Source organism: Priestia sp. TSO9 (assembly GCF_021029645.1).
Classification (GTDB): domain Bacteria; phylum Bacillota; class Bacilli; order Bacillales; family Bacillaceae_H; genus Priestia; species Priestia megaterium_E.
On record NZ_JAJEKD010000015.1, the window covers coordinates 166,249 to 180,911 of the forward strand.

General features: G+C 38.9%; 13 protein-coding genes and 1 riboswitch. Of the genes, 1 reads left to right on the top strand and 12 read right to left on the bottom strand.

Annotated features, from left to right (window positions below; genetic code table 11):
• Positions 1–7 precede the first annotated feature (7 nt).
• From LJC66_RS15595 to LJC66_RS15605, 3 genes are all read right to left on the bottom strand, one after another.
• Positions 8–1,291 carry an ABC transporter ATP-binding protein gene (locus LJC66_RS15595; protein WP_230932964.1) on the bottom strand — a complete coding sequence of 428 codons (1,284 nt, stop codon included), beginning with the start codon at positions 1,289–1,291 and terminating at the stop codon, positions 8–10.
• Positions 1,288–2,346, bottom strand: coding sequence for a FecCD family ABC transporter permease (locus LJC66_RS15600; RefSeq protein ID WP_230932965.1), 1,059 nt, complete (start codon positions 2,344–2,346; stop codon positions 1,288–1,290). Before LJC66_RS15600 ends, LJC66_RS15595 begins: the two co-directional genes overlap by 4 nt.
• Before the next feature lie 205 nt (positions 2,347–2,551).
• Positions 2,552–4,078, bottom strand: coding sequence for a cobyric acid synthase (locus LJC66_RS15605; protein WP_230932966.1), 1,527 nt, complete (start codon positions 4,076–4,078; stop codon positions 2,552–2,554).
• A gap of 92 nt (positions 4,079–4,170) precedes the next feature.
• Positions 4,171–4,350: riboswitch (cobalamin riboswitch) on the bottom strand.
• A 147-nt stretch (positions 4,351–4,497) separates the two neighbouring features.
• On the opposite strand from LJC66_RS15605, the gene LJC66_RS15610 reads away from it, so the two are divergent.
• Positions 4,498–5,061, top strand: a complete 564-nt coding sequence (locus LJC66_RS15610; protein WP_195696641.1) for a YdcF family protein — start codon at positions 4,498–4,500, stop codon at positions 5,059–5,061.
• Between the two features lie 58 nt (positions 5,062–5,119).
• Here the strand turns inward: LJC66_RS15610 and LJC66_RS15615 are convergent, their stop codons facing one another.
• From LJC66_RS15615 to LJC66_RS15655, 9 genes are all read right to left on the bottom strand, one after another.
• Complete coding sequence (locus tag LJC66_RS15615) at positions 5,120–6,691, bottom strand: APC family permease (protein WP_013057634.1); 1,572 nt, start codon at positions 6,689–6,691, stop codon at positions 5,120–5,122.
• A gap of 423 nt (positions 6,692–7,114) precedes the next feature.
• Positions 7,115–7,762 carry a nitroreductase family protein gene (locus LJC66_RS15620; protein WP_230932967.1) on the bottom strand — a complete coding sequence of 216 codons (648 nt, stop codon included), beginning with the start codon at positions 7,760–7,762 and terminating at the stop codon, positions 7,115–7,117.
• A gap of 468 nt (positions 7,763–8,230) precedes the next feature.
• The gene (locus LJC66_RS15625) at positions 8,231–8,980 is read right to left on the bottom strand and encodes an SDR family oxidoreductase (protein ID WP_230932968.1); all 750 of its coding nucleotides are present in this window, start codon (positions 8,978–8,980) and stop codon (positions 8,231–8,233) included.
• A gap of 21 nt (positions 8,981–9,001) precedes the next feature.
• Positions 9,002–9,973, bottom strand: coding sequence for a DHH family phosphoesterase (locus LJC66_RS15630; protein ID WP_195696638.1), 972 nt, complete (start codon positions 9,971–9,973; stop codon positions 9,002–9,004).
• 341 nt (positions 9,974–10,314) lie between these two features.
• Complete coding sequence (gene hxlB / locus LJC66_RS15635) at positions 10,315–10,863, bottom strand: 6-phospho-3-hexuloisomerase (RefSeq protein WP_028412834.1); 549 nt, start codon at positions 10,861–10,863, stop codon at positions 10,315–10,317.
• Complete coding sequence (gene hxlA, locus LJC66_RS15640) at positions 10,863–11,498, bottom strand: 3-hexulose-6-phosphate synthase (RefSeq protein WP_195696637.1); 636 nt, start codon at positions 11,496–11,498, stop codon at positions 10,863–10,865. Before hxlA ends, hxlB begins: the two co-directional genes overlap by 1 nt.
• A 100-nt stretch (positions 11,499–11,598) precedes the next feature.
• Complete coding sequence (locus LJC66_RS15645; RefSeq protein WP_195696636.1) at positions 11,599–12,609, bottom strand: LacI family DNA-binding transcriptional regulator; 1,011 nt, start codon at positions 12,607–12,609, stop codon at positions 11,599–11,601.
• A gap of 101 nt (positions 12,610–12,710) precedes the next feature.
• On the bottom strand, positions 12,711–13,355 hold the full coding sequence (locus tag LJC66_RS15650; protein WP_057235406.1) for a bifunctional 4-hydroxy-2-oxoglutarate aldolase/2-dehydro-3-deoxy-phosphogluconate aldolase: 645 nt from the start codon (positions 13,353–13,355) through the stop codon (positions 12,711–12,713).
• Positions 13,356–13,381: 26 nt separating this feature from the next.
• Positions 13,382–14,662, bottom strand: a complete 1,281-nt coding sequence (locus LJC66_RS15655; RefSeq protein ID WP_195696635.1) for an MFS transporter — start codon at positions 14,660–14,662, stop codon at positions 13,382–13,384.
• Between the last annotated feature and the right edge of the window lies 1 nt (position 14,663).

Consider the following 14,663-nt stretch of genomic DNA (forward strand, 5'->3'; position numbering starts at 1 on the left):
CTACTGCTTATTTAAAGCAATTGTCGGTCATTTTTGTTTCCATAAATAGTTGTAATTCTTTTTTAAGGCGTCCCATCAAGAACTCTGAAATTTCTTCTTGATTTTCTTCTTTATGATGAGATGATGCTACAACAATACGTCCTGTTTTTCCTAAGAAAGCCCGGTACTCAATTACCTTCATCGCAGCATGAAGTAAGTTCCCGTCCGAAAGCGGCGCATTTGTTAGTAGCACAATATTTACTTCGTTTTCTTTTTGTCCATGTGTCAGCACAGCCAGCCACGAGTAACCTTTATCGTCTTTTAAGCGAACTTCATGACTAGATAAAGACTCAGATTTCCATACCGCGTTAGCACTGTTTTGCTGTTGAACAATTTCTTGACACCAGTCTAGACCTGTTTCATTGGAACTCAGTGAAAGAGTTCTCAAAGGACGAACAAAGGATAAACATAGCTTGCCCGGTTCCTTTTGCAACTGATACAACTCATGGAAGTCCGTCTCTGGATATTGATAAGGCGGCACAAAAGCAATTTGTCGCTTATTCACAGCAGGATGGTGAAATACATGCAAATCAACGCCATATACTCTTTTTAACGTAGCTGCATCCTGAAAAATGGCATCCATCCCCGTTTCTTCTACTCTTCCATCTTTCAGTAACACGGCATTATCTGCAAACAGCGAGGCAATGTTGAGATCATGCAAAATGGCCAGGACCGTCAAGCTCATTTCCTGCTGTAAAGTTTTTAACAGCTGAAGTAGTTCCATTGTATGTTTTACATCTAAGTGATTCGTTGGTTCATCAAGAAGTAAGTAGTCAGGTTCTTGCGCTAGTGCTTTAGCCAGCAAAACCCGCTGTTTTTCTCCACCGCTTAGCGATTGAAAAGTATGGTTTCTATAGTGCCAGACGTTTGTTAATTTCATCACGCTTTCCACCACTTCTTCATCCTGTGCTGATACGGTGCTAAACAATCCTTTTGCCTGATAAGGATAACGTCCAAGTGAAACAATTTCTTGAACCGTAAATTCTAATCCAATTTGATTTTCTTGCGTCATGACTGCAACTTTTTGCGCCAGTTGTTTTGGTGAATAAGCCTTTACTGACTTTCCTTCCACCTTCACTTCTCCTGATTGAATGGTTAATACATTCATAATTAAGCGAATAAGCGTTGTTTTCCCGCTTCCATTTGGTCCTAGTAAAGCAACAAAAGAACCTTTGTCTACGGTGAACGTGATGTCACGAACGGTCGGCTGCTGCTTATCGTATCCTCCTGTCACATTATATAGTTCAATCATGATATTCCTCTCTTCCGCATACGTTCTTTTACAAGGAGCAGGGTGAAAATCGGCGAACCAATTAAGGCGGTTACAACTCCAATCGGCAGTTCACGAGGCTCTAATATCGTTCGTGCCAATAAATCTGCTAAAACCAAATAACTTCCTCCAATTAAAATAGAAAGCGGCAGTACATGCTTATGATTAGCTCCCGCTACGAGACGCACTACGTGGGGGATAACTAAGCCAACAAATCCAATTGCCCCAGATACTGATACCGCAGCCCCTGTTAATACGGATGCACCTATTAAAATCATTCTTTTTTTCTTCTTTACGTCTATTCCCATAAACTGAGCGGATTGATCGCCAAATGCTAAGCCGTTCAGCTCTTTTACGTGTAACAACAGCATAATTGTACCGATCAAAAAGAACGGCCCTAAAATTTGAATATGAGACCATCCCCGCATCGATACGCTTCCCATTAGCCAATATAAAACCTGCCTTACATCTTCTTCGGGAGAAAGAGCCACAATTAATGAGATAAGCGCGCTCATAAAGGATGATAAAATAATCCCCGCTAAGATGATGGTTTCATTGGCCAAATTGCCGCTTGCGAGCTTTGTAATACCAAAAACTAAAAGGAGAGTAATAAATCCAGATACAATACCGACTACAGGCAGCGTGAAGATAGATAAACCAAAAATACTCCAATGAAAATAAATTGCCATGACAGAGCCAAGGGTCGCACCTGAGGAAACCCCAATCGTGTAAGGGTCGGCAAGAGAGTTTCTTAATAGCCCTTGAAAGGCGGCCCCTGCTATCGAAAGCGACGCTCCTACTAAAAATGCCACCAGTACTCTTGGAAATCGAATTTGCCATATGATTAAATCCATGTTCTCTGGACCATGGTATAAGGATAGTCCGGTAAGGTGACCAATAATAATTTTAATTGTATCTCCTACGGTTAACGAAACTGTACCAATAAATACGCCCATAATCACCGAAACACATACAATAAATAAACTAACTATGTATAAGATAGATGCTTTGTTTAAAAAAATACGTTTAAAAATCAATACTTTCAGCTCCTCTAGGAAACGAGGCATGATGTTTTACATTACATTAACCATTCATTTTCCTGTCCATAAACCATGTTTCCACCCTATATAGAGTGGGAAACAATTATCTTTTATTTGTTGCGAGTGCTAGACTGTTGAACTAGGCAACGTAGCACAGCGTACTAAAGTTCTCGGTAAAAAAACAAGCGAAAGCCTCTACAAGCTATACTTTTTGTGCTTGCTCCGGGCTTTTATAGTTGTCTATTAAATGATACAGCTTTTCCATATCTACAGCTTCTCTCACATATGCTGCTGCTTTTGAAAAAGACTCCTCTTTTTGCAGACGGCTGTTGAATGTATCCGTAATAGGTGGCAATTTTTTATGTTTACGAATTTGATTAAGCAAAGCTCTGCGCAAAGCATCGTTATGAAACACATCATGAACATACGTGCCAATGATGTTTTCTTTAACCGTTCCTTCTTTTTGATCATCTACCACCGCAAAGGCTTCCGTCAAACTTTTAGAAACCGTCTTTCCCATATGAATTTCATAGCCTTCAATCGAAACCTTCTCACTCTCTAACTGAACATATCCAGAAACTCTTTCTGTTTTTTTGCTGGTTGTCATAACGGTTTCCACTGGAAGCAAACCCAGCCCTTTAATAGATTCAATCCGGGACTCTACTGCATCGGGGTCCGTAATCGTCTCGCCTAACATTTGATATCCCCCGCAGATGCCAATAACGTGAGCGTTCGTTGCGTTCAAGACTTGATTAATGGCTAGAGCCAGGCCGCTTTCTTGTAAAAACTGCGCATCTTCAATCGTATTTTTGCTTCCTGGTAAAACAATTAAATCAGGCGTACCTAGTTGTGATGGCTTGGTTACAAGCCTCACATGACAGTCTTCTTCTAAGCTTAAAGGATCGATGTCTGTAAAATTTGAGATGCGTGGGTACGAAATAACCGCAATATCAATTTCTTTTAACGGATTCACAAGGGTTGAGTAATTTCTGAGGGATAATGAATCTTCTGCGTCAATTTCCACGTCGTGCATATAAGGAATAACGCCTAGGACCGGAACGCCTGTGTATTCTTCAAACCACTTTAGCCCCGGTTTTAACAGTTCTAAATCTCCTCGGAATTTATTGATTAACACCCCGACAACTCTGGGCTTGTGCTCAGCTGGAAGCAATTGAAGAGTTCCTACTAGGCTCGCAAAAACTCCACCTTTATCAATATCTCCTACTAACACAACAGGCGCTTCTGCTATTTTTGCAACGCGCATATTTACGAGTTCCCGATCGTTCAAATTGACTTCGGCAGGACTTCCAGCGCCTTCAATCACAATTCGATCATAATGATTGGCGAGCTCTTTATAAGCTTCCGTGATAACGTTCAAACCTTCATTAAAAAATTCTTGCCGATACTGAAAAGCAAACATATTACGCAGCGGTTTTCCGTGAACGACAATTTGAGATTCATGATCACGAGTTGGTTTAATTAAAATAGGATTCATATTGGTTGTTGCTTCTACTCCAGCCGCTTCTGCTTGAATTCCCTGCGCTCTGCCAATTTCTTTTCCATCCATTGTAATGTATGAATTAAGCGCCATATTTTGCGATTTAAACGGTGCAGTTTGATAGCCGTCTTCTTTAAAAATACGGCAAAATGCTGTAGCAATCATGCTTTTTCCAGCGTCTGAGTGCGTTCCTTGAATCATAAGCGGTTTTCCTTTTTTCACTTTTTCCACTCCCTACCACATAAAAAAACCTTAACTGTAAAAGTCAAGGTTTGGTCATGCGCTCATTAACACATTGTCTTGACTTATTTCTCCCACCGAAAAATAAGGGGTTTTTAAAAGCAGGTCTCCTGGCTTATGCTTCATTTTACTTCTGCACCCTTCCTAGTTTGATTAGTGGGTCTTTGCAGGTTCATCCACATTTACAGTAGCGGGGGCTGCACCGGATTTACACCGATTTCCCTATTATCCTCCTTAGAGGCACTTTTAAAATCATTTATTCTTTATTGTAACGAATTTTATAACCATTCACAATAACGATTTTCTTCTATTATTATATATTACTGTGTTTATACTTATTTGGGTCTCGTATGCTATAATAACAATTATTTTCCAAACATCTTATGGAATAGCTAGGAAGGTGATCACAGTTGAAGAAAAAAATCATTTATGTCTTTATCAGCGTGTTTGTTCTTTATATAGCAATCATATCTTTTTGTATGTATCAAACTGCTCACAAGCCTGTTCCACAAAACGCAGATTATGTGCTTGTTTTAGGCTCTAAAGTAGATGGTGACCAAATGTCTCCTAGTTTAAAAGAACGAGTAAAGACGGCTTTATCTTATTTACAAGCACATCAACAAACAAAAGTTATCTTAACGGGCGGAAAAGGATCCGATGAAGAAATTTCTGAAGCAGAGGCAGCCTATCGTTTTTTGCGGAAAGAAGGAATTAAAAAGAATCGAATTATAAAAGAAGATCAGTCAACTTCTACTTTTGAGAATTTTACTTTTACTAAACAGAAAGTTGATATTCAACACAAAAAAGTCGTGCTTGTTAGCAGTGATTTTCATTTATTTCGCGCCTCTATTATTGCCAAACGTCAAGGCTTTGACGTTTATCCCTTAGGTGCAAAGACACCAAATTCAATTAAACTTCAAGCCTATTTTCGTGAGTATGCTGCTATTTTAAAAACATGGCTGTTTGATAAATAAATAGAGTAAGTACCTCTACAAATAAAAAACACGGCATGAATTCATGCCGTGTTTTTTATTAATCATCTGTATCGATAACTGCTTTTGGTAAACCTGTATATTTCGCCCAGTAGAAAATACCGAGTGAAACAAGAGCAATTAAAATTAAGTCAAGCGGGTTGCTTAGCACACCTTGTCCTCCACCAAATGAACCTAGATAAGAGATAACAAGCATAATAATATAATAAGCAACTAGCCACCATGCAGATTTAAGCTGCTGTGCAAACTTTACAACGTCAGTTGGTACGTATTTCTTAAACGCTACGTAGATAACAACCATTAGAAGCTGTGATCCTAGAAGCCAAGAAATTGTCGTCCACCCTGACCAATATACGATGTATGAACAGAAAATAAATGAAACAGGAGCAATAACGCTCATGCCTTTTAATTTAAAAGGTTTTTTAAGGTCTTTTGCATTTACTCTGAATGCAGCAGCTGAAATTGGCGCAATCGCATAAGACAGAATAAGTGCCACTGAACATACGTTTACTAGCGCTTCCCAAGAAGGAAATGGCAGTGTCCAGAATACGGACATTCCAAATGATAGCCATAGTGACGCACGTGGAATTCCTGTTTTCTTATCTACTTTTGAGAAACGTTTAAATAATGTTCCATTACGAGACCAAGCATAAACTAAACGAGAAGTTGTATTCATGAAGATGTTCCCGTTACCGCCTGGTGATAAAATAGCATCAAAAATAACAAGCGTTACTAACCAGCCAAGGCCTAAAATAAGTGCAATATCTTTAAATGGTAAAGAGAATTGCTCTTGAATTGTTCCCCATCCTCCTGATAGCATATCAGCCGGGATGTTACCAATGAACAATACTTGCAGTGCTGTGTAAATAATCGCTGAAAGTACAATACAGATAATGAGCGCGATTGGAATATTACGCTGCGGGTTTTTAACTTCACTGGCTACAGAAACGATAGGGTGAAGTCCTAGGTAAGCAAACATAACGCCACCTGTTGAAATGGCTGCTTGAATACCATTAAAACCAAACGGAGCAAAATCGCCAGTTGTAAAGTTAGCTGATTTAAAGTGATAAGCTAACACGACGATAATTGTAAGAGGAACCGCATATTTGAACACAGATATAATGACATTTGACTTAGCAAATGCTTTTACACTTACGTAGTTAATGATAAAAAATAGTGTTAATAACGCGAACTGAAATAACCAGCCGATTGTAGTAGGCGATTCAGAACCATGTTTAGTTAGACCAGGAAGCCAAAACGCAACATACTGACGTACAGCCGTTACCTCGATGGCAATCAAACTTGTGTAAGCAATAATGGTAATGAATGAAATTAAGTAACCCACTAAATGACCATGTGAGTAAACCGGATAACGGATAATTCCACCGGTACGCGGTAGCGCTGCTCCAAGTTCAGCATACACTAAGCCGATAAGTAAAATAATGACTCCGCCAATCAGCCACGAAAAACTCCCGGCTGGACCAGCCTTTGACGCTACGTTACTAACCGCAAATAACCAAGCGGAACCAAAAATAGCTCCCATCCCAATTAACGTTAGGTCAAGTAACGATATTGATTTTTTAAATTTTCCTTGATTTCCTTGATCAGACATAAAATCCTCCTTTAAAATTCCCACTCCACATATCTACGCCCTTGCGTCCGATATGGGATTCTTTACATCATCCTCCTCTTACTAAGACCTCACAAGTGGATATGTTAACAAATATTCTCTAAAAAACCAAGTTAAAAACTTTATTTTTTTACAAAACATCATTGAATTGCTTATGTATAGCGCATAAATTCCACCGAAGATTTGAGGACTACTCCTCCTATTTAACCGCATTTTTCTTAGATTAAACATAAAAGAATATTCAAACTATTTATCATAACAAAAGGGCTGAGGCATAACGAGATCAACCGCTAGAAGCAGCTACATACGCAAAACCTACGCTTGCCATCCCAATAAAAAAACCCGAACGATGAATCGTTCGGATCTTGCTTCAAATAAAATAATTTTGTCCGTGCCTTTTTTTGCTTATTTAAATACTTTTACACGTTCAGTTAGCGGTTGAAATTCTTTTTCTCCCGCAGGTGACACAGGATTACCAAATGGCATTTGAGCAATTAATTTCCATGAGCTTGGAATATTCCAAGCTGCTTTTACTTCATCGTCAATCAATGGATTGTAATGCTGTAATGTTGCTCCTAGGCCTTCTAGCTCAAGTGCTGTCCAGATCACATGCTGCAGCATGCCTGATGATTGGTTAGACCAAACCGGGAAGTTTTCGCTATAAGATGCGAACTGCTTTTGCAATCCTTCAACTACTTCTTGATCTTCAAAGAAAAGAACTGTTCCATAGCCGCTTCCGAATAAGTTCATTTTTTGATCCGTATCTGAAAAATTTTCAGCTGGAACAATTTTACGAAGCGTTTCTCTCGTAATATCCCATACTTTATCATGCTGTTCACCAAATAAAACAACTACACGTGCGCTTTGAGAATTAAATGATGAAGGAGTATGTTTTACCGAAAAATTAATAATTTCTTCAATTTTTTCTTCTGATATTTTTACATTTTTATCAATTGCATAAATAGAACGTCGGTTTTTAATTGCTTCATAAAAATCTTTTCCAACCTGTTGTTGATCACTTGATTTATCAAATAATTTATCTAAAAAACCCATTTTCCACACTCCTAATTGTTTGTTTTTTTAAGCTTAAATTGCATGTTTATACCCTTCCCCCTGATAAAAGGAGATAAACAAGATATAATGAATTCTTATATCTCTAATTCGAGATATTAAACTAAAAAAATATTAATTGAAATTTAATTACTTTATGTAACTTACTTTACAATGATTATTATTATCTGTCAACAGAAAAATTATTATTTCTTCTGTTGATTATCAAAAGAGGTTGAGACATAACGAAATGAATCCAATCTAAAATGAACAAATGGGATATATGAGCTGAACCGCTTTTTCCGCCGGAGTCTTCGTCGTGCCCTTCAATCAACTGCTAGAAGGAACGAAACAGGTGAAACCTACGTTTACCGTAACAAAAAAATGAACCACTAATCAAAAATTTGATCAATGGTTCATTTTTTCACTTCGTCTAAAATACTTTTGTCTTAGCCTTTTTTTTATAGATGCTTAATGTTCATAAATCATCTTTCGCGTCATTCCCCCGTCTACTACGAGGTTAGCTCCTGTTACAAAATCATTTTCAACGTTTGTTAAGTACATACACGCTTTTGAGATATCGGCTGGCGTTCCCACCCGATTAGACGGATGCTGCGTATGATCGATTTCACGAAGGCCATCGTAGTCAGATGTCTCAATCCATCCTGGAGAAATAGCATTTACTGTGATGTTGTCATCACCAAGTGAAATGGCAAGTGCATGAGTTAAAGCAACGATTCCTCCTTTTGTAGCAGCATAAGCTTCTGTGTGAGGTTCAGACATTGTAGCTCTTGTAGAAGCTAAGTTTACAATGGAGCCTCCGCTTTCGTTTTTTCTCATCACCTTAGCTGCTTCGCGAGAGGATAGAAACACGCTGCGCAGGTTCGTATTGATAATGTCATCCCATTCATCAATGGTTAGCTCATACGGTGATTTCCAGCGGGAAACGCCTGCATTATTAATCAAAATATGTATCGTCCTATAAGTACTGACCGTTTTTTCAACGAGATTTAAAATGTCGCCTTCTTTTCGGACGTCTGTTTTTACAAAAATTGCTTCTCCGCCTTGTCTTTGAATAGCTTCTGCGTGACGCTCTCCTTCGGTTTCGTCCACATCTGCCAATACCACTTTTGCTCCTTGTTTCGCGTATGCGCGGGATACCTCTTTACCTATTCCGTTCGCAGCTCCGGTAACAACAACAACTAAATCTTTAAACGACATAGCATCTCCTCCTTATACGCTTTATTCACTTTTTTCTTCGTCTTTAAACAAGTGATCCGTGACGAAAAGAGCAAATGTTTCAGCCGTTAACTTGCATCCAGAAGCTTTTGGATGACCTCCTCCTCCAAGATGCCCAACAATTTCTGCTAAGTTGATTTCGTCTTTTACTGCACGGAAGCCAATCTTTTGGCGTCCCATGTCCACCATAACGGAAAAGTCGATATCTTCGTTTTCTAGACACAGTGCATTTCCTAGTTCAGACTGATATGTATCTGCGAATACAATTCCTGCATTGTAGGCTGTGTTATCAATTTCAACCCTTTCTTTTATGATTTGTTTTTGTTTGTCATAAATGTATTTTTCAATCTTTTTTTCTTCTGCTTCTAGTAAAATTTCGTGTTTGTCCGTAAACGTAAATTCTTGATGTTCAGTATGGTACGATTCACGAAGCGTTTCTAGAATGGTTTCTTTAAATTCTTCATGCGGGATTAGGTAATATAGGTGATTAAGGCGCTTTGCTTTCAAGTTATTTTCGTGGAACCAGTCCCACGTATCGAATAAGCGTACAAGTTCTACGTATTCATCAAGCAACGCCGTTTTTTGAAGCATGTCGTGGCGCACTAAGTAGTCGTAGAAAAGAGATGTAGCTGCCGTCTTTTTACCGTTTTCATCTTCTGCAATAACATGAACCCAATCGTATTTCTCAGCTAGTGGAAGAGCAGAGATATGATGGTCAATAAGAGTGATTTGTTGACCTTTTTTTACCAGTTCATTTAATTTTTCCGCTACTTCCTCATTTACGCTAATATCCGTTATGTATAAAGCTGTGTCTCCATCGTTTTCTTCTTCAATAAAATGCGTCACTATGTCATTGATGCGGCCAATGCTTACCGTGCTGTAATCAAAGTTGTCGTCGCCAAACGCTAACCGACCCAATAGTGCTGGACTTACCCCGTCTAAATCGTTATGTGAAATTAATTTTATTTTTGTCATTAATCAAAACTCCTTTATTTTCAGTCGCCTTAGTATATGTACCGGCTTGTATATTATAGCAATTTCAGCATAAAAATGCTGTTATTTACTTTGAAGCAAAGTAATATACTCGCAATAAACAAAACTGAAGTAAACGCTTAGACTTAGACTTGCCTGTATCAAAAGAGATTGAGATATAACTATATCGATTCAATCAACAGCTAGAAACAACTACACACATGAAACCTACGCTCACCAATACCAATGAAAAAATCCGAACGAATGTGATTCTCCATCAAGAATCTCGATTCATCGTTCGGATTTTCTTTTAAATAACCTACTTTTTTCTAGCCTCTTTCCTCTTATTCTAAATTGCTGTGCTGCTTAAACGCCTGTTCATGATCCGTGTGGTTCAAATTCCCGTATTCTAAACAAATGGTATCAAATACAACGTGAGCACATTGATCAAATAACGAGCCAAGTGGCTGAATGGAAGCTGCTTCATTTTCGCTTCGGTATTTGGTTGCAGCAGGAATATGCAGCAGCTCATCAGTATGAGCAGTTAACGGTGATTCTGTACTAGCTGAAATGCCGATAACGGAACATCCTACTTCTTTGGCCTTTTTAGCTACACTCACCACTTGCTGTGTTTTTCCTGAACCAGATACAGCCACCAACACGTCACCTGCTGCAATCGAAGGAGTAATAGTCTCCCCTACAACATATACTGTCGCACCTAAATGCATCAGTCTCATCGCAAATGATTTGCCCATTAGCCCAGAGCGGCCTTCGCCTATAACAAAAATTCGTTTCGCTTGGTAAAGTGAAAACGCTACTTCTTCTATTTGCGGTTCTTTTATGTGATTCATTACGGCCGTAATTTCGTCTAAAATCGTTTGTGTTTTTGTCATTATACGTTCCCCCTGCTCATAAATAAGTCTTGAAATTCAGCAGATGCCTTTGCCACATCCGCACTTTTTGTAATCGCTGATCCAATAATTGCGACGTTCGCTTTCATTTGAATTAATGATGCTGCTGAGGCTGGATTAATTCCTCCTGCTACTGCTATTTGGGCACCTGAATGAAAATATTGCCGCAAATTTATTTGACTCAGCGATTTTCCTTCTTTTTCTTGCTCGTCTTTGCTGATATGATGGCAAAAAATAGCGTTTCTATAAATACCTACTTGTTTTTGCGAACTGCTTGACGTGTTTAATAAATCCACCATCATTTTTTTATTCCATTTTTCGCTGACATTTGCGCAAGTCTCTATCGTAGGTAAAGGTGATACGCCCATGACTGTTGCTATATCTGCTCCTGCTTGATAGCACATGGTAAATTCATACTCTGCGTTATCAATCGTTTTAATATCTGCTACAATCGTCTTGTGCGGAAATGCCTGTTTGATTTTATAAATACTTTCAATTCCATACTCTTTTATAAGAGATGTACCTACTTCAATCCAATCAACGGAGGGTTCTGCCAGCTTGGCAAGGATGATAGCTTCTTCAATTGTGACGCGATCTAATGCTAATTGTATCTTCATATTTTTTCTCCTCACTTCTACTAAACCGGTTTAGTGATAACGTAAAAAAACTAATATTTTGATGAGCTAAAAAGAGCACGCCATGGGCGCTCTTTTCAGCTTAATGCGACAAAGTTGTTTCTCGAATAATTAATTCACACTCATACTGGTACTCTTCATAAGCTATCTTTTCTTTCAAAATTTGTTTAATAAGTAAATCTGCTGCTTTTGTTCCCATATCAAAAGCGGGCTGCGAAATCGTCGTAACGGCAGGCGTTGCTACATCTGCGTAAGGAATATTATCATAAACAATTAAAGATAAATCATTTGGGATATTAAATCCGTGTTGTTTAATAAATTTCTGCACTTCAATGAATACTAAATCGTTTCCAGCAAGCAGCGCTGTCGGCGGATTATCGGCTGCAAATAGCTTCTTAAGCGCTTTTTGCATGTCCGCTTTTTTGCAGTTGATAATCATGGATTCATTTACAGGCATATTGGCTGATGTTAACGCTTCTTTGTACCCTTCTACACGTTCAATCCGGGGTGTAATAGTTAATGGTTCTGTAATGATCGCTATATGCTTATGTCCAAGCTCGAGGAGATGCAAAATAGCCTGTTTTGTGGCTTCTTGATTGTTTGCCACTACGGATGGAATTTTCCCTTTTACATCATGAATTTTACGGTCCATAATAACAACCGGATATTCTTCTTTGATCATCTGCTCATAAAGAGAAGTATTGGCTCCTGTTGGAAATAAAATAAGGCCATCTACTTGCTTGGCTTTTAACATATTAATATATTTCTTTTCTTTATCAGGGTCATCATCTGCGTTACAGATGATGGCATGTATATCTTGTGAATGGCAATAGTCTTCAATTGCACGAATGACTTCAGTAGAAAACCTGTGCATAATATTCGCGACAATAATCCCAATCATCGACGTTCGCTTTTGTTTTAAGCTCCTTGCTAGATAGTTGGGCTGATAGCCGAGTGTATCAATCGCTTCTTTAATTTTCTTTCGTGTTTCTTCGCCCATATATTCATACCGCTTGTTAATGTATTGTGATACGGTACTTTTGGAGACATTTGCTGCTTTTGCAACGTCCAGCATAGTAACTTTTTGCATCATAATCCGTCCTTTTCATTCAATCCCTAAAATTATGCTACTCCTAGTGTAAACGAAAAAAACGAAAAAGGAAAAGCCTTCTTGCTAGCAGAAGGCTTTATTTATTAAGCGTACGCAAGCCTAGCTTCTTGAATTTCATGAGTAAAACGCTTCGCTTCCTTTGTTACTTGAAGTAAGTATTCAGGAGTTGGAAGCTGCTTTCCATCCACTAATGTGCTTCCTGCCCCAATAGCAGCTGCTCCAGCTTTAATATAAGCTCCTGCATTTTCAGCCGTAACGCCGCCTGTTGGCATTAATGGAATATGAGGAAGCGGTCCTGCTATATTTTTAAAATAAGCGGGGCCTACTACGCTTGCCGGGAAGACTTTAATCATATCTGCACCGCATTCATAGGCTGTTAAAATTTCAGTAGGTGTAAAAGCGCCCGGCACGCTAATGACGCCGTACCTTTTAGCCGTTTTAATTGTTCGTTCATTAACCGTAGGAGAAAAAATAAATGACGCTCCTGCCATAATAGCAATTCGTGCTGTTTCTTCGTCTAGAACAGTTCCTGCTCCAATAAACATCGAGTCGTCAAATTCATTTTTCAACTCTTTAATAACCTCTACAGCAGCAGGGTTTTCCATTGTAATTTCTAGGTTTGTTACTCCGCCTTCTTTTAACGCGTAGGCAAGCGGAATAATCCGCTCAGCACTTGCTCCTCGAATGACCGCTACAATACCGCTACTTGTAATTTTCTCAATATGCATTTCCATTCTCCTTTTTTATCGTTACATTAAGCCGTTGTTTCGACTGGCTTTACACTTTGAACTTCTCTTGGCTTTTTCGTTGCGACAATGGTTAAAACTGCCGCAAGGAATAATGATCCAGCCATAAAGATATATGAAGCGCCAAATCCTCCTGTTGATCCATTTAAAAATCCTACAATATAAGAACCGGCAAATGAACCAAGTGCACCCATGCTATTAATTAAAGCCATTGCTCCACCGGCAACATTACGGGGTAAAATTTCAGGAATAATCGCAAAGAACGGTCCGTACGGAGCGTACATCGTTCCTCCGGCGATAACGAGTAAGGTAAAAGAAAGCCAGAAGTTGCTTGTGCCAACTAAATAAGATCCGTAAAAAGCAAGCGCTCCTACTAATAAGAACGGCCATACAAATGCGCTTCGTTTTAAAAACTTATCTGACAGATATGAAACCGTTAACATTAATACAACTGCTAATACGTAAGGAACGGACGCTAACCAACCTGTTTTCACTATACTCATGTTAGGCGCTGCTTTAATAATAGACGGAAGCCACATAACAAATCCGTAGACGCCTATACTCCATAAAGCGTATTGAATGCTTAATAAAATGACAGTACGATTTTTGAAAGCTTCTTTATAGCCTTTAACAGGTTTGATTCCTTCTTGTTCTTTTTGCAGCGCATCGTGTAAATCTGCTTTTTCTCTTTTCGACAGCCAGCCTGCATCTTTTGGCTCGTCATTTACTAGTTTCCACCATAAAAATGCCCAAATAACAGCTGGAAAACCTTCTAAAATAAACATCCATCTCCAGCCAAACGATTCTAGCAAATACCCAGAAACAATAGACATCCAAAGAACGGTTGCCGGGTTTCCTAAAATTAAAAACGTGTTGGCTCTAGAACGTTCTGCTTTTGTAAACCAGTGGCTTAAAAACACGAGCATAGCAGGCATAACGGCACTTTCGACCACTCCTAAAGCAAACCGGATAACAAACAAAAATCCGACGTGGCTTACCATACCCGTAGCTGTAGCAAGTGCTCCCCATAAAATCAGAGACCAAAAAATCAGCTTTTTAGCGCTTTTATTTTCAGCATAGTGAGCGCCTGGAATTTGGAAAAAGAAATAACCTAAGAAAAAGAGAGATCCTAATAAAGACGAAATACCTGGCGTAATATGAAGGTCTTCTGCCAGCCCTGCCGCTGCTCCAAACCCATAGTTTGCACGGTCTAAATATGCAAGGCTATACGTAATAAATACGATAGGAATTAACCGAAGCCATCTTTTTTTTGCTAGCTGCTGTTTCATT